General features: G+C 34.0%; 12 protein-coding genes, 2 tRNA genes and 1 pseudogene. 11 read left to right on the top strand and 4 right to left on the bottom strand.

Going from position 1 to position 21,463, the window contains the following annotated elements; translation table 11 throughout:
• Nucleotides 1–40: 40 nt before the first annotated feature.
• Nucleotides 41–280 (bottom strand): RNA chaperone Hfq, encoded by a 240-nt coding sequence (gene hfq / locus BWD162_RS02285; protein ID WP_007477688.1) that lies wholly within the window; start codon nucleotides 278–280, stop codon nucleotides 41–43.
• Nucleotides 281–1,447: 1,167 nt separating this feature from the next.
• Here hfq and BWD162_RS02280 point away from each other — a divergent pair.
• The 8 genes and pseudogenes from BWD162_RS02280 (at nucleotide 1,448) to mazG (ending at nucleotide 15,360) form a co-directional block, all read left to right on the top strand.
• Complete coding sequence (locus BWD162_RS02280) at nucleotides 1,448–6,145, top strand: hypothetical protein (RefSeq protein WP_078705263.1); 4,698 nt, start codon at nucleotides 1,448–1,450, stop codon at nucleotides 6,143–6,145.
• Between the two features lie 1,055 nt (nucleotides 6,146–7,200).
• Nucleotides 7,201–9,534: an NADP-dependent malic enzyme gene (locus BWD162_RS02275; RefSeq protein ID WP_078705262.1), complete on the top strand. Its 2,334-nt coding sequence runs from the start codon at nucleotides 7,201–7,203 to the stop codon at nucleotides 9,532–9,534.
• Between the two features lie 195 nt (nucleotides 9,535–9,729).
• Complete coding sequence (locus BWD162_RS02270) at nucleotides 9,730–10,014, top strand: acyl carrier protein (RefSeq protein WP_078705261.1); 285 nt, start codon at nucleotides 9,730–9,732, stop codon at nucleotides 10,012–10,014.
• A gap of 11 nt (nucleotides 10,015–10,025) precedes the next feature.
• Entirely contained in the window at nucleotides 10,026–11,201 is a 1,176-nt protein-coding gene (locus BWD162_RS02265; RefSeq protein ID WP_078706118.1) for a beta-ketoacyl-ACP synthase, read from the top strand.
• 11 nt (nucleotides 11,202–11,212) lie between these two features.
• On the top strand, nucleotides 11,213–12,490 hold the full coding sequence (locus BWD162_RS02260) for a beta-ketoacyl-ACP synthase (RefSeq protein ID WP_078705260.1): 1,278 nt from the start codon (nucleotides 11,213–11,215) through the stop codon (nucleotides 12,488–12,490).
• 60 nt (nucleotides 12,491–12,550) lie between these two features.
• Nucleotides 12,551–13,579, top strand: a complete 1,029-nt coding sequence (locus BWD162_RS02255; protein WP_078705259.1) for a zinc-binding dehydrogenase — start codon at nucleotides 12,551–12,553, stop codon at nucleotides 13,577–13,579.
• A gap of 30 nt (nucleotides 13,580–13,609) precedes the next feature.
• Complete coding sequence (locus BWD162_RS02250) at nucleotides 13,610–14,515, top strand: lipid A biosynthesis lauroyl acyltransferase (RefSeq protein ID WP_236824126.1); 906 nt, start codon at nucleotides 13,610–13,612, stop codon at nucleotides 14,513–14,515.
• Between the two features lie 24 nt (nucleotides 14,516–14,539).
• Nucleotides 14,540–15,360: pseudogene (gene mazG / locus BWD162_RS02245) on the top strand (nucleoside triphosphate pyrophosphohydrolase).
• 46 nt (nucleotides 15,361–15,406) lie between these two features.
• On the opposite strand, the gene BWD162_RS02240 reads toward mazG, so the two are convergent.
• Nucleotides 15,407–15,781, bottom strand: a complete 375-nt coding sequence (locus tag BWD162_RS02240; protein ID WP_078705257.1) for an iron-sulfur cluster assembly accessory protein — start codon at nucleotides 15,779–15,781, stop codon at nucleotides 15,407–15,409.
• Between the two features lie 295 nt (nucleotides 15,782–16,076).
• On the opposite strand from BWD162_RS02240, the gene BWD162_RS02235 reads away from it, so the two are divergent.
• Nucleotides 16,077–16,153 (top strand) — tRNA-Pro (locus BWD162_RS02235).
• 403 nt (nucleotides 16,154–16,556) lie between these two features.
• Here BWD162_RS02235 and BWD162_RS02230 read toward each other — a convergent pair.
• Nucleotides 16,557–17,057, bottom strand: coding sequence for an Hsp20 family protein (locus tag BWD162_RS02230; protein ID WP_078705256.1), 501 nt, complete (start codon nucleotides 17,055–17,057; stop codon nucleotides 16,557–16,559).
• Between the two features lie 810 nt (nucleotides 17,058–17,867).
• Between BWD162_RS02230 and cpdR the strand changes: the two genes are divergently transcribed.
• On the top strand, nucleotides 17,868–18,230 hold the full coding sequence (cpdR, locus tag BWD162_RS02225; protein WP_078705255.1) for a cell cycle two-component system response regulator CpdR: 363 nt from the start codon (nucleotides 17,868–17,870) through the stop codon (nucleotides 18,228–18,230).
• A 107-nt stretch (nucleotides 18,231–18,337) separates the two neighbouring features.
• A tRNA-Val gene (locus tag BWD162_RS02220) sits at nucleotides 18,338–18,412 on the top strand.
• Between the two features lie 1,264 nt (nucleotides 18,413–19,676).
• On the opposite strand, the gene BWD162_RS02210 is transcribed toward BWD162_RS02220, so the two are convergent.
• On the bottom strand, nucleotides 19,677–21,068 hold the full coding sequence (locus tag BWD162_RS02210) for an amino acid permease (RefSeq protein WP_078705254.1): 1,392 nt from the start codon (nucleotides 21,066–21,068) through the stop codon (nucleotides 19,677–19,679).
• Between the last annotated feature and the right edge of the window lie 395 nt (nucleotides 21,069–21,463).

Below are 21,463 nucleotides of genomic sequence, written 5' to 3'. Positions count from 1 at the left end.
AGAAAAAGAACAAAAGATCTCAAGATAACAGCCCTATTATCTACTCAGACCCCTCACCTTCAAACATTTGTACAGATTGACCCGGCATAATTGTCGAAATAGCATGTTTATAAACCAATTGCGCATGCCCATCTCGCCGCAAAAGAACACAAAAATTATCAAATGACGTTACAACACCTGTCAACTTAACACCATTCACAAGAAAAATTGTAAGAGAAATTTTTTGCTTACGAACTGTATTTAAAAACACATCTTGCAGGTGCTGTGATCGTTCTACCATATTCTTACACCTTTGCTGCGAATCGTAAAAAAAACCCGCTATTTCATATCGACTAAAAAATAACAAATTGTCAATGTATCAGTATTAAAAAATTCAGAAAATTCCGTTTAATATTGGAAAAATGATCTATTATATATAAGTTGAACATCACTCTTAACAAGATCAGAAATCAAATATAAAAATTTTTAAACCTTCGTTTTTTACTGATTACACTACTATTTCTAAAAGTAGACTTTTTTGTAAAAAGGCATCAACAATATATAATGCCTCTACGTAACAACATTCGCTATATATTACTGACTAGATTTAGTATCCATTCAACACAAAAGTATTGAATATTAACTAATATACTATAATTTAAAGGCATAACAAAGAAGCATCTTCCTGTAGATGAATTAGATTATTAAATTCATTTTTGTCACTATTAGCAAACCCTGCAACTACAGTAAAAAAACTTATAACGGCACAGAAAAATGTCCTAAATAACATGACAAACTATATATAGATTCTTACACATGCTTATAAGTGAAATGAATAAAACAAATGAAAAAACTGTAATATTTTGATCTAGTATCTGTAGTAATGAGTCCCATTAATTCTTCATTTGTTTCTTAAATCTAACTTATTGCTATTATAGGTTGTTTATTTGTTTCTATTATAAAGTGTACATTTCCATTACTTAACACAATTCACCATCTCCTCATTACAAATAACTTTGAAATGGCGCTAAAAAAATACATATCTAATATTCTTTACATAATTAATTACTTTGTTTAAATTTTGTTATGGTATAATCATTTTGTATCAATTTAAACATGAATGGTTATGCACTTAAAAAAACTAGCACATTTTGCAAAAATCTTCGATACGTTATATGTCACTGAAATGCTTTATTCAATTATTTTATCAAACATATTAAGTCTATAATATTGATTATCAGAACAAACTATAAATAATTTTATTTCAGATATAATTCCGTAGTGTATTGTTTTTAATGAATTTTCTACCATTTTTAAACAAGCAGCAAAATTCGCGTTAACCCTATCTTGATAAGTTGTAAAACTTTTACCTTATACATATTCCTTTCTAAATAATTAACAGCTAATATATTAGAAATAACTGGAAAGGGGCGTATTTCTTTTCCATCTGTAAAAGTATGAGGCAAGTATGGCACGTAGAACCAAATTACAAGAATTTGAAGTCGAATTTGAAGAAGCTCTCGAAAAAGCAATGGACTTTAACCTTGATGATTCGGCAATTGAAGCAATGTCATCAAACGATCCTTCAAACCCTATTCACGTGGATGATTTGATTCAAAAAATTGCAACAGCAGAAGAAGAACTTCTTTCTGAAAACAGTGCTTTAATTCTTACCTCTAATGTTCATGATGACGTTGTTATTGATGAATCTGTTGCTGAACAACTTTTTGGACAAAAACCTACAAATGAGCTTTCTGGCGGAACTGTGCGTGACACGTTATTAGCTACAAAACCCCTCCCTGCTAATGATGATATAATAGAGCCTTTAAATTTGGGGCCATTAAAACAAAATTCCATCTCCCGGATTTATTGGAGTACAACAGCACTTAGTGCTCTGTGGACAACAGGGGGTGCTTTTATTGCTCATAAATTAGCTCCTGCTGGACTAAATTCTTTAGCCAATATTACTGCTTTTATTACGTCACCTACTGGGCTAGTCGTAACTGCAGGAACTATAATTCCTATTCTCATGTCTTGGGGTTTTGCTCAGTTAACAAAACGTTCAACTGAATTACGCAATATTGCTGTTCTTATAACACATGCAGCACAACACCTTAATAAACCGCAACACATATCTGAAAAGCAAGCTATTGCTATAGGAGAAACCATTCGTAAAGAAGTAGCTGCAATGAACGAAGGAATCGAGCGCACTCTTGGACGTGCTGTTGAACTTGAAGCTATTATACAAAGTGAAGTTCATAATCTCGAACAGGCTTATGCAGAAAATGAATCGCGAATTCACAAATTAATAGAAGAATTAAATAATGAACGTACAGCAATTTTGAATCATGCTAACCGCGTACAATCAACAATTAAAGGAACACAAAAACAGTTGAGTGATGAATTTGATTTAGTTGCATCCAAAATTTCAACTAATATTGATAAACTCACGCAAACTCTTTCTCAAACTTTAGAAAAACAAGGCGAAGATCTTGTTACGAAACTTTCCTATGCAGGAGATGATATAACAAAACAGCTCGTTGAAAAATTTAACGAAACAACAGTACACATTCAGCAAAAGAACACAGAATTTTTCGATGAATTAGGAAAAAACTTTGATAGTTTCTCAGAACGCTTTGATAATAATGAAAAGCAATTAGAAAAAACTTTTAATGAAACAAGTGTTAAAGCTGAAATGCATATCGCTAAAATTGCGGAAAACATACAGGCTGCAACAGATCAAACTCTCTCCAGTATTGATGAAAAATTTAAAACTGTTGATACAGTAATTATTGATCGTCATAATCAATCATTGCAAAATTTGGATGAAAAAATCATACAGCTTGACGAACAAGCTTATAAAATCTCTTCTACATTCGATAATATCACCGCAGAAGCACTTGAAGCTTTTGAAAACCGTTTAGCAAATGTTGATTTGTCTCTCAAAGAGCATGGTGATTCTATCATCGAATCCTTTATTTCCCGTAGTCAAACCTTAGAAGATAACGTTGAAAAACTTAGTGGATTTTTGGAAGCTCACACCTTGCAAATTAGTGCAAATCTTCAAGAAAGAACTGCTGATATTGCCAATGTATTTACAAACGGTCATGATAATGTTCTTTCTGCAATCGATGAAAGCAAAAAACTTTTGAGAGAAGAAATCCAAAATGTTGATGATGCAATTGTTGATATTATAAAGGAACGTTCACAAGACTTTAAATTACAAATTGCTGATCAAAGAGATATAATGGAAAATATGCTCACCAGCGAAAAGGATAAGATTGCTGATACATTGAGAAATCAAATTGATGAATTAACCCAAAATGTTTCATCGATTGAAAAAACTTTAACTGATAATATTCAAATTATTGATCAGCGCGCGGAAAATCACCTGGCCGCTATAGCTCATTGCACAGAAAAACTACAAGAAACCATTACTCAAAGCTGCCAAACAACTCAAGATGCCTTAGAAACGCAAGCTAAAAATATTGATATACGTGCTGAAGCTTTGCGTGATTCTTTGGCTACCAATAGTTTTTCTCTTAACGAAGTTCTTGCAGATCAAACTCGCACGATCGAGCAACGTATGGAAGCAATCCATCATATCATAGCAAAAAGTGATATACACATTGATACAGCCTTAAAACAGCAAATGGACTTGGTTGAAAATGTTATTGATAGTAACAACAAAACCATCACCGAAGCTGTTCAAAACCACGTCAAAAACCTTGAAAATCATACCGAAACCTTAAAAGATACTCTCTCTCAATCTAATGAGACATTGTTCAAAACCTTTGAAAATCGGATAGAATCGTTCGATGAAAATCTAGAAAATAGAACAGGTCAAATCTTTGAACGCGTAACTACATTAGGAGAGACATTATCCGAGAAAATGGGCCAAATATGTGAAACTATTAAAGAACAAACATCTGTATTTGAGGAACGCTCTGACACCTTAAAAACATCTATTGCTTTTAATAATGAGCATACCCAAGCAATCCAACAAGCGTTGGAAACAAGCGTAGATAATATATGCGATACATTAGAGAATTCCGTTAATACGGTCACAGGTAGTTTACATGACAAGGTTATGGAAGCATCTGATATTCTTACCTCTACAAGTGCACAAATGCTTTCATCGTTAGATGATGAAGCAAATAAAGCACAAGAAAAACTCGTTAACGCTTCTCAACAAGCGGCATTAATAATGGCCGATCAAGTAGAAAAAACAGAAACCTCTATCCTTTCTGCCGGTAATCAGTTTGTTTCATCTGTTGCTGATGTTACTACGAAAGCAGAAAATATTATTTTTGAATCTGGTAATCGTATTGTCTCAAATGTTGAACAAACAATTCATAATACCAGTGAAAAAATTCTCTCTGTTTTAGAAGAACAGACAGCTTATACTGCAGAAGCCGTTACAATAGCAGGCAACAATGCACAAACATTGTTTAATGAAGCAATTCATTCTTCAACAACAGCTATTGAACAATTGCTTAATGAGCGCTCCAACGTTCTTTATCAATCCATGCAGGAGCTCGAAAATAATTTAGGATATCGGCTGTCTGATGTAAGCAATCGTTTAGAAGAAGCAAATAATCAAACAATTTCTCAAGTTTCAGGGTATGTTGAACACTTAACAGAATTAACAGATTATTTAAATCAAACTACGCAAAATACAACTGAATCATTTGGTAATTTAACGCAGCATATCAGTGAACAACTTGCTCTCTCAACACAAGATGCTGAACAAAGAATTTTCGCACAAAATGAAGGCTGGATAAATACTTTTACACAGACAAATTCTGAAACTATTCAAACCATGGCTACTATGAAAAAAGATCTTATCAATAGTGTCTCGGCAATCCTTGAGCAGTTGAATCAATCAATTTATAATATCCACGAAAATAGTAATATTTTGATATCAACAGTCCAAAACATTGACACTCAATTTAATAAAACAACAAATAACTTCTTCCAAAACACCAATCAAGCAGTAGAACACTTATCAACTTCAGGTCAAATACTCAATAATAATGTGGAGTCTCTACAAAAGTTTATGCAAAATATATTTGATAAAATTAGTCATATAACAACAAATTTCAGTGAACATGCTCAAACACTTTCTGACGCCATTCATATGCTTGGACAATCAGAAAATACACTAAATGTGACACTTGAAGAAAAGCAAAATGCGCTATCTACACTGAGCAATACTCTTGTTTCAAAGTCTAATGAGATTAATCAACTTATCAAACATTATGAAGATACTCTCAGTTTAGCATTTAAACACACTGATGAAAATGCACGTAATTCTACGCAATTACTGGAACAGACACTTAATCAACTTATTGATGAAGTTTCAACACGTTTTTCAGGAGCTGCAGAAGATATACGCAAATCAGCTAGTGAGATTCGTTTAGAACTTTCAAAAGTTAATAACGATATTAATGAGAATATTCAAAAACTACCAGCACAAACAAAAGAAACAATACAAACAGTCCGTCACACTTTGAATGAACAAATTACAGCGTTAAAAGACTTGACAGATGTCATACAAAATAATGACAAAAATAGTGCAAAAGAAGATCGATTGATATCAGCCATGACTACATCATTAATGTCAAATGGAGCCGATAGTACTTCTTCCGAAACTACAAAAAAGATAGTGCCACCAAAGCCCATTTGGTCGCAAAAACATAATAAATCAAATCAAAGCAGATGGGTATCAGACCTGTTGGCAAGAGCTTCGTGTGAAAAAACGCAGCCTGAAAGTGCTGATAACAGTTCAATTTCTTCATCAGTACAGACAAAATCACATCCTGCAGGTGGATCACTTAATTCATTAGCAACAACTATTTTACAAGCTATTAATCATAATGCCATTGTTGAGTTATGGAATCATTATCGGCGTGGACAAAAAAATATCATAACTGAGCAGCTTTATACCTCGAACGGGAAAATGATATTTGAAATGATTAAGCAGAAATATACAAGTGATATTAATTTTAAAGACTCGATCAATCGATATATTACAGATTTCGAAAAATTATTACGTGATGTATCCAATAATTCTGGAAATACCCGTGCAGCACGACAATATTTAATATCAGATACCGGGAAAGTTTACACTATGCTTGCCCATGCAAGCGGACGAATTCAATAAAACTAATAAAAAAGGGAAAAAGAATAACTTTTTCCCTTTTTCTTTCTTAATTTACATTAATCAATCATCATCATGATGAGTCTATGCAATATTATGAACAATACCAATAAGTTTTAACCATAGAAGTAGCTAACTTTTACACCGCATCAATTATAAGCAGCAGTTCCTTCATCATTTCAACTTGCCAATATTCTTTTTTAAGCATACTTAGTTAGTAAAAAGCATAAATGTTGTTTTAAAATCTTGTTACTCGCTTATAAAAGAAACATACTTCATGGAGTTAGGATTAAAGAAACCACGAGCTACCGTTTATGCTTAAGCAGGAAACAAGGAAAAATATGTATATGTGTACATGTTATTAGAATAAGAAGATATGATCATAAATGAATACCATTAACATACCTTAAAAATAATAGCATAAACTATCGTTAATCTAATATAGAAATTGTGCACGTTATTTACAAACATAATGGACAAAAGAAGAACAAAGCATATCCACTCCTAACACATTTACTTTGAATCCTTGTTAGTTAATAACGACAATCTACATGTTGCGAATTGGAAATTAAAAATACGAAGAACTTATGACAAATCTCATCCAAAATGCAATCGCTCTTATAAGGAATTATAAAAGTAATGTTAAATTATGTTATCTTACAAATGGTTAAACTTATTCATAATATCTTCACATCCCTCTACACATCAATCATAAATTTAGGTCTTTTTTCTAAGCACACACATTAGACTTGCATCATTTCTCGTAAGCATTAAAAAAACTAATTTATAACGTAACCATCAACGCTATCTTATCAGAGCTTTTTCAAACTGATCGATTGTTGTAAAATTTTTAAGGAGGCAAAAATAATAATGTTAATATTAATGAAATTATCAATTAACACAAATAAATTAATTTGGTGTATTAGTTTGAAAATTCAAAAGAATTTGTGCACATTTATACCTTTTTATATTTAGAAAAATCGGATTTTTTAACGGGCATAATCTCATTGTAAATGGCAATGTCCCTATAAACATATATTAACTTGGATATCACAAAAATGTCTACAAAATCAAATAATAATGTCAGTTCACATCAAACTGAACTTGATAGTGCAGCGCTTTTTTACCACCAATATCCAAAGCCTGGAAAACTAAAAATACAAGCAACAAAACCACTTGGTAATCAACGTGATCTAGCACTTGCTTATTCTCCAGGTGTTGCTGCACCATGTCTTGCAATTCATAAAGATCCAAACCTAGCAGCTCAATACACTTCCCGTTCCAATTTAGTGGCTGTTATATCAAATGGAACGGCTGTTTTAGGATTAGGAAACATTGGCCCGCTTGCTTCTAAACCTGTCATGGAAGGAAAAGCTGTTTTATTTAAAAAGTTTGCAAACATTGACGTTTTTGATATCGAACTTGATGCACCTGATATTGCACAAATGGTAGAAATCGTATCTGCATTGGAGCCGACATTTAGTGGTATCAATCTTGAAGATATTAAAGCTCCTGAATGCTTTGAAATCGAAGAGAAACTTCGTGCTAAAATGAATATTCCAGTCTTCCATGATGACCAACACGGAACTGCTATTATTGTTTCTGCTGCTGTATTAAATGGATTACATCTTGCTGGTAAAAAAATTGAAGATGTAAAAATAGTTACCTCAGGTGCAGGTGCTGCTGCATTGGCTTGTCTTAATCTTTTAGTTCATCTTGGAGCAAAAGTTGAAAATATTTGGCTTAGTGACTTAGACGGTGTTGTTTATAAAGGCCGCAAAACACTTATGGATCGTTGGAAAATTAACTACGCGCAAAAAACTGATGCACGAACTTTATCTGAGATTATTGATAATGCAGACATTTTTTTAGGTGTTTCAGCAGGTGGTGTTTTAAAACCTGAATATCTCAAAAAAATGGCCAAAAAACCTTTAATTTTAGCACTCGCTAATCCAACACCGGAGATTATGCCAGAAGAAGTGCGTACTGTGCGACCAGATGCAATGATCTGCACAGGACGTTCTGATTATCCCAATCAAGTCAATAACGTTCTTTGTTTTCCTTATATCTTCCGTGGCGCATTAGATGTTGGTGCCACCGCAATCAATGAAGAAATGAAAATAGCTGCAGTTCACGCTATTGCTTCCCTTACTCGTGAAGAATCTTCAGATGTTGCAGCACGTGCCTATTCAAAAGAAACACCTAATTTTGGCCCAGATTATCTTATCCCCTTCCCTTTTGATCCACGCTTAATACTGCGTATCGCCCCTGCCGTTGCCAAAGCAGCAATGAAAACCGGTGTAGCAATTCGGCCAATTAAAGATATTACTGCTTATCATGACAGTCTCAACCGCTTTGTATACCGTTCTGGTCTAACGATGAAACCTGTTTTTGCTGCTGCAAAAACAGCAAAACGCAAACGTGTAATTTATGCCAATGGTGAAGATGAACGTGTACTTCGTGCAGCACAGATTGTTCTTGAAGAACAAACTGCAATTCCTCTTCTCATTGGCCGTCCACATGTAGTGGAATCTAGATTAAAACGCTTTGGCTTAAAAATTCGTCCCGGCGTAGATTTTGAGCTCACAAATCCAGAAGATGATCCACGTTTTCGTGATTATGTTAATTTACTACTTGGTTATACAGGTAGATGTGGTGTATCACCTGAAGTTGCGAAAACAATTGTAAGAACATCAACAACAGCTATTGCTGCTCTTGCGGTTATGCGTGAAGAAGCTGATGCAATGATTTGCGGTTTAGAAGGACGTTTTGAACGTAATCTTCAATTAATCGAGCAAATTATTGGACTTGATTCTAATGTTAGTCGTTTTTCTTCTGTCAGTTTACTTATCTCTCCCCATAGCACTCTTTTTCTAACGGATACTTACGTTAATGAAAATCCCTCTGCAGAAGAAATAGTGGAAATGACAGTTTTAGCAGCACAAGAAGTTGAAGCTTTTGGTATAATACCCAAAGTAGCATTATTATCGCATTCAAATTTTGGTTCCAAAAACACAGAAAGTGCGCGTAAAATGCGCCGTGCTGCTGAAATTTTGGCAGAGTTATATCCAGACTTGGAATCAGATGGGGAAATGCACGGTGATTCTGCACTTTCTCAAATTTTTCGTGATCGTGTTTTTCCTGATTCACGTCTTAAGGGTGAAGCTAATTTGCTTGTTTTTCCAACACTTGATGCAGCCAATATCACACTTAATATTGTAAAAAATCTAACAGATTCACTCCATGTAGGCCCTATTTTAATTGGGGCAGCACGTCCTGTACATATTCTCACACCTTCAGTGACTTCACGAGGAGTGGTTAATATGACAGCACTGGCAGTGCTTGCTGCAAATAGAAAAAAAACTCATAACAAGGCAAATAAAAATAAGTAATACTTATTACGATAAAATTTAGCGTTTTTCCTTGTAAACAATCAAAAAGAGATACTTAATCCATTGCAAATTCACTTTTCATCTTGAAAAGACAATTGCATTTTGGATTAAGTCTTTTTTTTTAGGTAAAAAAAGCTAGATAGAGTTATATTTGAGATGTTATGAAGCTATCAACCTATAATAAGGAATTATACATTGCCCTCTACTTTTGATAAAGTTGCTGATGTTATTGCTGAAATCAGCGAAATCGATCGCAGCGTGATTACGCTTGAAAGTCATACAATTGATGATTTAGGAATCGACAGTCTGGATTTTCTTGATATCGTTTTTGCTCTTGATAAAGCTTTCGGAATTAAAATTCCACTAGAACAGTGGACTCAAGAAATTAATGAAGGTGTAGTCGCAACCGAAGAATATTTTGTTCTTAAAAACCTTTGTGCAAAAATTGATGAACTCATTGCCTTAAAAAAGGCTAATTGATTTCTTTCATCATGCAGGATCAATCTGTATTCATTACCGGTATAGGATTAATAAGCTCTTTAGGTGAAGGGGTTGATTGCCATTGGGAAAAATTGAACGACCCTACAATCACACCAAATCTAGATTGTACGAGCTTTTCACCCTACACTGTCCATAAATTAACCGAAATCGATTGGAATTTACAAATTCCAAAACGTAGTGACCAACGACAAATGGAAACATGGCAGCGTCTTGGTACCTATGCGGCTGGCCTTGCTCTTGAGGATGCGGGAATAAAAAACAATAAACAGTTAACATCAACAATGGATATGATCGTTGCAGCCAGTGGAGGTGAACGTGATATTGCTGTTGATACACAAATTCTTGCTAAAGCACGCATAACAAATGATTATGCTTCTATGCTTAATTCTGTCCTTTTAACTGAACTTCGCCCAACTTTATTTTTAGCACAACTATCCAATCTTTTAGCCGGCAATATTTCAATTGTTCACAAAGTAACAGGTTCTTCTCGTACATTTATGGGTGAAGAAGGTAGTGGACTTTCTGCTGTGCAGGTAGCTGTTGCCCGAATTCGATCAGGACAGAGCACACATGTTTTAGTAGGTAGCTCCTATAATGCTCAAAGCTATGATATGTTATTAGCCTATGGGCTTGGAGGCCTTTTAGCACGCGATGGATGGTCGCCAGTTTGGGAGCGTAAAAATTCCCTTGGTAGTGAAATAATAACCGGCTCTGCAGGTATTTTTTTAGTGCTTGAAAATGGTGAGCAAGCAAAAAAACGCAATGCCCGTGTTTATGCTGAAATCAGCCAAATCATCACAGATCAAACAAATAGGACAAAAATTCCACTTAAAGATACAATTGTTACAATGTTAAAAACAATAAAGGCTAAATCTATTTTTACAATTTCAGGTGCTTCAGGATCTCATGAAGTAACAAAAGCAGAGCAAAATGCGCTTGATGCTGCTAATATACCTTACCGTGGTATAACAACATTATTTGGTTACTTGCGAGAAGCGCAATTTCCTTTAGCACTCGCATTAGCTGCTATCGCTGTTGAGAAAAAGCTTAGCTTTCCAACACTGAGCGCTCATGAAAAACCATTTTCTGGAGAAATACGTGAAGCATTAGCCACTACAGTTGGTATAAAAAGAGCTGAAGGTATAATACACTTAGCTGCTGTCTAAAAGGAATTTCTATGACAGAATATAACGATCATTTCGGACGTCCACTTATAGCAATAACTGGAGCAGGCGTTGTAACATCACTGGGGCAAGGTAAACAAGAAAACTGGCAAAAGTTAATCAATGGCATTAGTGGTATTCATAAAATAACACGCTTTCCCGTTGAAGGATTAAATACAATTATTGCAGGAACTGTTGATTTTCTTCAAGAAAGTACAATTGGAGCTTCAGCTCTTTCTGAAAAACTAGCACATCTTGCAGCAGAAGAAGCTCTAGAGCAAGCCAATCTTGATAAAACAAATTTCAATGGACCATTATTCTTAGCAGCTCCCCCTGTCGAACTTGAGTGGAAAGCTCGTTTTGCTCTTGATCAAGAAGAGACATCCAATAATGAACCTTCTTATGCGCATCTTCTTGAAGTCTGTAGCCGTAAACCCCAGCACACACTTTTTGAAACAACGCAATTTGGGGCAATTGCAGAAAAGCTTCAAAAAACATTTGGGACAAAGGGACTTCCTGTCACACTTTCAACCGCTTGTGCATCTGGTGCAACAGCAATTCAATTAGGTGTAGAATCTATTCGACGAGGAGAAACAGATCGCGCACTCATCATCGCTACAGATGGCTCAGTTTCAGCAGAATCTCTTATTCGTTTTTCTTTATTATCTGCTCTTTCAACCCATAATGATCCCGCAGAAAAGGCGTCAAAACCATTTAGTCGTGACCGAAACGGTTTTGTCATGGCAGAAGGATCGGGTGCTCTTATTCTTGAATCTCTTGAGAGTGCTTTAAATCGTAGGGCAAAAGTTCTGGGAATTTTAGCAGGTTGTGGAGAAACAGCAGATGATTTTCACCGTACTCGTTCAAAACCCGATGCATCACCAGCAACTGAAGCAGTTCGTAAAGCCTTAGCTGATTCACAAATAACAATTAATGAAATTGATTATATCAATGCACATGGAACTTCCACACCTGAAAATGAAAAAATGGAATATCTAGCACTATCAACAGTATTTGGCGATATTTTAGAACATATTCCCGTTTCTTCCAATAAATCAATGATTGGACACACTTTAACTGCTGCTGGCACTATAGAAGCTGTCTTTTCACTTTTAACTATCCAATCGGGAATACTTCCTCCTACAATCAATTATGATGATCCAGACCCTACTATCCCTTTGGATGTCGTTCCTAATTATAGCCGTAAAGCTTGCGTCAACACGGTTTTATCTAATTCATTTGGCTTTGGCGGTCAAAATACTAGCCTTGTTATTACAGCATATAAAGAGTAATCCTTTAATGATTAAATTTCCTAAGCCCTAATCTTAAGCAATAATATATAGAGAATAATGATGCGTGCACTGCAACTACTCAATGAGCGTCAACTCGAGATCACTAATATTGCCCCACCACCACCGCCTAGCCCTGGTGAAGTAACAGTCCGTATAAAGGCCATTGCCCTTAATCATATTGATGTATGGGGATGGCGTGGTATGGCCTTTGCTAAAAGAAAAATGCCACTCACTATAGGTGCAGAAGCTTCTGGTGAGATTATTCAACTGGGAAATGGTGTTGAAAATCTACAACCTGGGCAAATTGTTTCAATTTATGGTGCACAAACTTGCGGCTTGTGCAAAGCCTGTCGTGAAGGACGTGACAATCTTTGCAGTGATGTAAAAGGTGTTTATGGTTTTCATCTTGATGGCTTTGCTTGTGAACTTGTTAATCTTCCAGCACGTCTATTGGTACCAGCTCCACCAGAATGTGACACAATAAAAGCAGCTGTTGCTCCTATTACTTTTGGTACTGTAGAGCATATGCTTTTTGATAACGCGAAACTACAAGCTGAAGAAACAATTTTAATACAAGCCGGTGGTTCTGGTATTGGTTCAGCAGCCATCCAGATTGCAAAAGCTATGGGGTGCACAGTCATTACCACTGTTGGTTCAGATAATAAAATTACAAAAGCACAATCCCTTGGAGCGGATTACGTAATTAATTACCGTAAAGATCGTTTTGAAGGTGTGGTCCGCAAAATAACTCAAAAAAAAGGCGTTGATGTTGTTTTTGAACATGTGGGTACCGATACATGGACAGGTTCTATATTGTGTATGAAACGGGGAGCTCGTTTAGTAACTTGTGGTTCAACTTCTGGTGTTTCAGCACCTATGAATTTAATGCAACTATTTCAGCAACAACTTAAAATATTTGGTTCATTTGGCTGTCGTATGGAAAATATGGCAAATGCTATGCAAAAAATGGCACAAGGAATTGTGTCTCCTATCATTGATACAATTGTCGATTTTGATAAAATCGATACAGCTTTAAAACGGATGGAAAACCGTGATGTTTTTGGTAAAATTATCCTCAAAATTGACTAAATTACAATAAAGTATTTTATAAAAATTTCAATGTATCGTATTAAAATCATTATTAAAAAGTCTGTAAACTGGTTGTGGGCACATTTGCTTATTGCTTTTTTGGCTGTTTTACGGCATCTTCCTATTAATATTGGATTTTCTTTTATTTCTTGGTTAGCAAAAACATTTGGTCCTCTTGTATCTCGTCATCAGATCGCACTTGCAAACCTTAGAGCTGCATATCCAGAAAAAACGGAACAAGAATTACATGCAATTGCACTAGAAATGTGGGAAAATATGGGGCGACTTCTCGTCGAATATATTTTTCTCGATAAAATTTTTGATTTTGATCCAAATGCCAGCCAACCTGGTTTAATTGAAGTCAGTGGAGCTGAAATATTTCAACGATTAAAAAATGAAAAAAAGCCTCATATTTTTTTCACAGCCCATACTGGAAACTTTGAGCTTCTTCCTATATGTGCACAAAGCTTTAATCTTAATGTTACAGTGTTATTTAGACCACCCAATAACCCTTATATTGCAGATCAAGTTTTGAAAACTCGACAAAATTCTATGGGACATCTTGTACCATCTGTAGCACATGTAACTTGGATATTAGCAGAAAAATTAGCAAAAAATGAAAATGTTGGTATGCTTGTTGATCAAAAATTTCGTCGAGGCATTCCTAGTACATTTTTTAACCGACCGCTTAAAACTAATCCCTTAATCATAAAGCTCGCCCGGCAATATAATTGTGATATTTATCCAGCACGTTGTATTCGATTAGCTGGAGGACGTTATCGTTTGGAGTTATATGAGCGTATGGAACTTCCACTTGATGACAAAAATGAAATTGACATAAATGCCTCTGTGCAAAAATTAAATGATACTGTTGAAACTTGGGTGCGTGAATATCCCGGACAATGGATGTGGTTTCATAAACGCTGGGGTGAATAATATATCTATATAAAAGAGACAGCAATGTTAGCATCAAAAGATATTAATGACCTTATTACAATTATTACGATATTACGAAATCGTGATAGTGGTTGTGCTTGGGATATAAAACAAACTTTTGAATCCATCATACCTTATACAATCGAAGAAGTTTATGAAGTTATTGATGCCATTGAGCGAGGTAACCGGATAGATCTTTGCGATGAATTGGGGGACCTTCTTTTACAGATAGTCTATTATGCTGCGATTGCTAAGGAAGAAGGTAGTTTTTCTTTTGATGATATTGTTTATGCTATTACCTCAAAAATAATTCGCCGTCATCCTCACGTTTTTGGAAATGCAAAACAAAGAAACTTAGATTTTCCGGAGGATACATGGGAACGTATCAAAAAAATAGAAAAAGCTGAACGGAAACAACGGCTCAAAGAAGCAGATTTACCAGACGATACACCAACAGGCTATCTTGCACAAGTAAAGTCGACTCAACCAGCAGATCGAGAAGCGCTCGCTTTACAAAATATGGCTGCTAAAGTGGGCTTTGATTGGCGTAAAAAAGACAAAGTCTTCAAAAAATAAAAGAAGAGTTCAATGAACTTAAAGAAGCAATTAAGATTGATAAAGCTTTAGAAATAGAAGAAGAATTCGGTGATCTTTATTTTGCCATACTTAATCTTGCACGCCATTTGAATATTGACCCCCAAAAAGCATTAAAAAAAACAAATATAAAATTTAGAAATCGCTTCACCTATATCGAAGAAAGTCTATCAAATCAGTCAAAAAAATTAGTTGACGTATCTTTAAAAGAAATGGAAGCTCTTTGGAATGAAGCTAAAAATACACAATAAAAAAACTAACTACAATCTTGCTTTACTAAACACAATCTCACAAAACTCAATGAGTTTCATATATTTCATTCAATTTATTTTGTGAAGCAGGATGAATTTCTACTGATTCACCACACCCGCATGCTGAAATTTGATTGGGATTGTTGAATATAAAACCAGAACGAAGTGTGGTTACTTCATAATCTATCTGTGTCCCTAATAAAAATAATATTGCATCGCGCGCAATAAAAACACGAGCACCATTAATTTCAACAACGTCCGCATCGTGCATTTCTTCTTCTGCGAGAGTAATTGTATATTCCATTCCCGCACAGCCACCTTTTTTGATACCTATAAGAATACCACACGCATTTTTTGTTTTCATAATATCTTTAATGCGATCTATTGCGATTTCTGTCAAACTTATTACCGAATGTCCCATCGGTTCACTCTTCCCTTACCAAACAAGCGTTTTTAATGACTTTATCTACGATAATTTTATTTTTTGATATATTAAAAACGAAATAATAAGACATAAATTGGAACATTTAACCCTTTTTGTAAACTTGAGTTTTGATTGCTCATTTCAAATTCACTCCAAAATAATGAAGTACTAAGTTTCATTTTTACCTTTAAAGATTTTTTTAAAATAGAAAAAGGACATTTCATTAGATTTTATTCTGTTTATTTTTTCTCTTGCCTTTAAAGAGACAGTCGTTTAGTCGTTTTGGGCAGTTCGGAGCGTAGCGTAGCCTGGTAGCGCACTTGACTGGGGGTCAAGGGGTCGTGGGTTCGAATCCCGCCGCTCCGACCATTTTATATTCTATTCAAAAAATGAGAAATATACATTTTTAAAAATTAGAATAATTTTTCTGATACCTATTTTAGTATACACAATAAACACACTTATTCTAATCTAATATCTTGCTGACTCACCATACATTCTATTGAACTATCAAAAAAAAATTGTTGCTCATATAAATAGCTATCAGAAGTAAGTTTATACTATCTCTCATACAGTTACTAATTGATCTACAGAAATCATCTTATCTTTACTACATTTAAGCTATTTCTATTAGCTTGTATAATTGAAAATAATGCTATTATTCACAATCATTATTTACACAACAAACTTTCAATTAAACAGCCTTTTCATCAGTATAAAACAAAAAAACGCGAGACTTTCGCCTCGCGTTCTGAATATTTAAAATTATAATTTATTCCGTTGTTTCAACTTCTAAACTCGCTTTATGCATATTATGACCATTGCTATTTTTAGCAACAGATGGCGACGCTTGTTGTACAACTATCTTCTTCGGTTTTAATTCAGCTGGCATTTCTCTTTTAAGCTGAATATGAAGAAGACCATCTCTTAATTCTGCTCCTATGACCTTAACATGATCAGCTAAATGAAAACGCCTTTCAAAAGCACGCGAAGCAATTCCTCTGTAAAGAAATTCTCGCCCTTCGTTATCATTTTCAGGTATTTTCTCACCTTTAATGGTTAGCTGGTTACAATGCGTTTCAATATCGATTTCATTTAAAGAAAAACCAGCAACAGCCATAGAAATCCGATAAGAATCCTCACTTAAACGCTCAATATTATATGGTGGATAAGAGGAAACATCATCCGGTTGTGTTCTGGAATCAAACCAGTTTAAAAGATGATCAAAACCTACTGTTGAACGATAGAACGGTGAAAAATCTACTTGACGCATAATTGCCCTCCTTTAGAGCGACTATAATTAATTACAAAGTCTCCAAATGGCAGACTTCTTTACAAACCAACAATCCCATCATGGCGATTGTGATATTTATTTGGTAATTAATCTTTTCCATTTCAACTCTTTTGTATTTTCATTGGTAAAAGAGAGCAAAAATAAGATAACTGTTTCCTATTCTTTCATCACAATTATAATCTAGTATTAAGTGCTTTTTCAGTTTTAACACTATGTGATAAGGGAAATATAGCTTTCTGCTTTGATCTAAGAACTTTAGTCAGAAAGTTTCTTATAAAATATATTACCTATTTTCTTCTATCTTTCATATTTTTTTGAATAACCAAAATTCGGTGAGGAAAAAACATATTGGAATTAAATTCATATATCTTACAATTCACATTACTAAAAACAGGTAGCACTGTGACAACTCAAAATACCGTTTTTTATGGCGTTTCAAAATAGAAAATTAATACACTAAACTCTCTTTTATTAGTATTAACAGTTTTTAAAACCGATATATTTATAAAACTTTTAACCTAAATATACCCAAAATGAGAAAAATTTAAAAACAAAACACACAACTAAGAAAATTTAAAACATATAAATGCTTAGTCTTCTTCCAATGTCATATATATTTTAAATTGAATTCAATTTAAAACAACATTATGTATCCTTGACAAATATGCAAGAGTTAACCATTTTGCTATTCATTCTAATTATAAACATTTTACCGCTTTTTTATAAATATTTTATATCGTATACATCAGTATAGTGATAAACTGATAAATGGAGCAATTGGACATAAACATGAAACGAATCTTGCTCGCGGAAGATGATAATGATATGCGCCGTTTTCTAGCAAAAGCACTAAAACGTGCAGGTTATGAAGTTATCGACTTTGATAATGGTGCTAGTGCATATAAACGTTTACAAGAAGAGCCATTTTCTCTTCTACTCACTGATATTGTGATGCCAGAAATGGATGGAATTGAACTAGCACGACGTGCTACTGAAATTGATCCTGATTTACGGGTTATGTTCATTACAGGTTTTGCAGCAGTTGCATTAAATTCAAATAATGATACCCTTCCCGATGCTAAAGTGCTCTCTAAACCGTTTCATTTGCGTGAATTAGTTAGTGAAGTTGAAAAAATACTTATAGCTGCTTAACAGAACATTTTCTGTAAATTATCTGCATTTAACCAAATAAAACATTAAATCAGACATTGACGTTTATAATTCTATATGCAGTATGCGGATATGCACCATTATTGAATGGGCGTGTAGCTCAGCGGGAGAGCACTACGTTGACATCGTAGGGGTCACAGGTTCAATCCCTGTCACGCCCACCAAGCGTTTTTTTGCCCATATAACCTATTGATTTTTTAGTATTTATTTAAGGTTGGGGATAAAATAATAAGGCTAGGAAATAAGATTCTCTCAACACAAACTTGCTTTGTATTATATCACAGTTACAAGATGTAATAGAAAATTTAATAACAGAAAAATTCAAGCTCATATTCCTAATGAAATTCAGGAGGCTGTGAATACTGTCCCAAAATCCACAAATCTTATTATGTCAGATGCAGTGTGCATGTTTTACGACCGACATTGCTAGGAATCGAGCGTTACTACTTGATTTATTCCAACCCATCCCGAAAACATTACAAGTTATTAAAGATGTTAAAGCAAATAGTGCTGAACATACATCATTAAATAGTTTACAAATTAACCCACAACAACAAAACATGTATCTTTAAAAAGTTAAAAATCCCTTGCCCACTTTAATGGAAAAAAGTAAGATTATATTTCCTTAATCTTGTACCAATTTTTGTGCTTTGTTCTAATTTTTTCAAATTAGCTTGTACAGAGAGTGTTTTGTATTTCCAATAAATACATACACAAACAAATAAAAAGCTTTTAAATTTTTCTTTAAAGTGTGTTTCTGTTAATTTAAAATGCATATTCAATTCAAAAGTGATTAGCGTTTTTTTCTATTTTACTGTTCTTCTTTCAATCTCTGTAAGTGAAATTACATTCTCTCGTCTCTCCTATTATTTCAGCGCCTTTTTATGAGTATTTTCAATCGCTTTATGCATATATCAAGCATTGCCAAGTCATATCATCTTTTACTTTTTGACAGTAGAAAACAAATTCTGCACATGTGGGTATAAATACCTTTGACATCTCCTTGACCTAACCAGCGAGAATATTTTCAACGGCTTGTACAAGAGCGTATGCTGAATATCACAATCAAGTACTAATTAATGATTTTCCTTTTTATTTAACGCAATTATCTTAGTATGAAATCAAGAATAATTAAGATACGAAATCTGACTATATTCGTATGAGGAATACAAATTTATAAATAATTATACCCTCTCCTCAATTATTCAAAACGTTTTTTTAAAATTTCACTTAAAGGCTCATTACTAATACATAAAACAACTTTCACATATGCTACACTTACTAATCTTATTAGTAATATAGGATTTCCATAAAGTAGATTTTTCTAGCTACCTAATCACTAAAACTCGGTTTCTCAATGACAATGCGCTTATAATATTTACCGCATTTGTAATGATTATCCACCAAAATAACAAAAATGCTTTGTTATTAATAAATAAAAAATTCAATTTTTATAGATAGCTTTTCTGTTTTTTTATTAAAAAAATTAAGTACGTAAAAGCAAACTACAAGCCAACCAATCCAAACAACTCCTATGATTAAAACTGGTCGTGTATCATTAAAAAAGCATAACAAAAAGAAAATAAAAATCATAAACAAAATAGCAAAAATCGATCCTACTGGCCAAAATGGAATCGGAAATTTTAAATTATGCTGTTCTTTTTTAGGCATTTTAAGTCGCATAAAAATTTGCGAAAGCAAAATCATTCCCCAAACGAAAACTGTCGCAAATGTTGCCATTGCTGCAATGAGAAAAAAAAGTTGATCGTGATAAAAATAGTTAAGAACAACACCAAAAAGAAACATGACAAATATTAGTAAAATAACAAAAATTGGTATACCGTTTTTTGATAGATATTGAAATTTCTTAAATGCATAGCCTTCTTGCGATAGCCCATGAATCATGCGACTAGCACCATACATTTCACTATTAATGGCTGAAACAGCCGCTGTAACAACAACAACGTTAAGAATATTAGCCGCTGATGAAATACCAAGGTTTTCAAAAATTGAAACAAAAGGACTGTCAACAAAACCAATTTTATTCCAAGGATAAAGTATCATTAAAACTGTTAAAGTCATAACGTAAAATAGTAAAATCCGAATCGGAATAGAATTAATTGCCTTTGAAATAATTTTATTAGGATCTTGCGTTTCCATAGCCGCTATTCCAACAATTTCTACCCCACCAAAAGAAAAAACAACGACACTAAAGCAAGCTAAAAAACCAAACCAACCATTGGGAAATATACCACCATTTTGCCATAAATTATGAATAGTGGGTTGCGTGCCCATATTCCAATTAAATACAATAATTGCTACCCCTAAAGCAATCATAACAATAATAGCAATTACTTTGACAAAAGACAGCCAAAATTCTAGCTCACCATATACTTTTACTGCAGTTAAATTAATGGCGGTAATAATAAGTGTAATGCTCAATGTCCAGATCCAAGGAGAAACACTAGGATACCAAAACCCCATATAAGTGGCAAAAACTGTGATATCAGCTAAACCAACAAGAACCACCTCAAAAACATATGTCCACCCTGTTAAAAAACCAGCCAAAGGTGATATATGCTTTGCAGCATAACGGGCAAAAGAACCTGGCAAAGGATTATGAATAATCATCTCACCTAGAGCCCGCATCACCATAAAAACAGCTAAACCTGCAACACAATACGCAATAAGAACACTTGGGCCAGTAAGATTAATTGCTTGTGCAGACCCGTAAAAAAGACCTGTTCCGATAGCAGACCCAAAAGCTAAAAATATAACCTGACGTTTATTCATACCTCGTTTAAGTTGGTTTATTGACATTTTTTTCCTTTTTCAAATGCTATATAATCCCTATAAAGGCGCAAATCTTCAGACTAACAAGCACCAAAACCGACTGAAATGCAAAAAACTTTAATGGACTTGAAAGATTTTGAAATTTCTATTTTTTCATCTCATAAAAAATATAATATCATAACGGTTAAAATGCATAATCATTATATATGATGATGCAATTTGCACTATTCATAACAAAAAATTATATTCTTTTTGTTTTCTCAGTTTTAGGAGGTGTTGATAATAAATAATGCCTTTTTTATGATGCTTTCGATGTATTGCCATTACATTATTACAACCCAAACATAGAAATGGTGAATATGCTCATTTAATTTATAAACCGTCTCTACTTACTCAATCGGTAAAATATATCATCTGACACC

This window comes from Bartonella sp. WD16.2, assembly GCF_002022505.1.
GTDB lineage: Bacteria > Pseudomonadota > Alphaproteobacteria > Rhizobiales > Rhizobiaceae > Bartonella.
The sequence above is the reverse complement of the archived record's forward strand: the minus strand, read 5'-3'. Positions and strand labels throughout refer to the sequence as shown.

What these genes read in the sequence shown, in the direction of transcription:
- BWD162_RS02240 (WP_078705257.1), bottom strand. Translation starts at nt 15,781, where the DNA reads ATGGGACATTCGGTAATAAGTTTGACAGAAATCGCAATAGATCGCATT.
- BWD162_RS02210 (WP_078705254.1), bottom strand. Translation starts at nt 21,068, where the DNA reads ATGTCAATAAACCAACTTAAACGAGGTATGAATAAACGTCAGGTTATA.
- cpdR (WP_078705255.1), top strand. Translation starts at nt 17,868, where the DNA reads ATGAAACGAATCTTGCTCGCGGAAGATGATAATGATATGCGCCGTTTT.
- BWD162_RS02230 (WP_078705256.1), bottom strand. Translation starts at nt 17,057, where the DNA reads ATGCGTCAAGTAGATTTTTCACCGTTCTATCGTTCAACAGTAGGTTTT.
- BWD162_RS02275 (WP_078705262.1), top strand. Translation starts at nt 7,201, where the DNA reads ATGTCTACAAAATCAAATAATAATGTCAGTTCACATCAAACTGAACTT.
- BWD162_RS02265 (WP_078706118.1), top strand. Translation starts at nt 10,026, where the DNA reads ATGCAGGATCAATCTGTATTCATTACCGGTATAGGATTAATAAGCTCT.
- BWD162_RS02255 (WP_078705259.1), top strand. Translation starts at nt 12,551, where the DNA reads ATGCGTGCACTGCAACTACTCAATGAGCGTCAACTCGAGATCACTAAT.
- hfq (WP_007477688.1), bottom strand. Translation starts at nt 280, where the DNA reads ATGGTAGAACGATCACAGCACCTGCAAGATGTGTTTTTAAATACAGTT.
- BWD162_RS02250 (WP_236824126.1), top strand. Translation starts at nt 13,610, where the DNA reads ATGTATCGTATTAAAATCATTATTAAAAAGTCTGTAAACTGGTTGTGG.
- BWD162_RS02280 (WP_078705263.1), top strand. Translation starts at nt 1,448, where the DNA reads ATGGCACGTAGAACCAAATTACAAGAATTTGAAGTCGAATTTGAAGAA.
- BWD162_RS02260 (WP_078705260.1), top strand. Translation starts at nt 11,213, where the DNA reads ATGACAGAATATAACGATCATTTCGGACGTCCACTTATAGCAATAACT.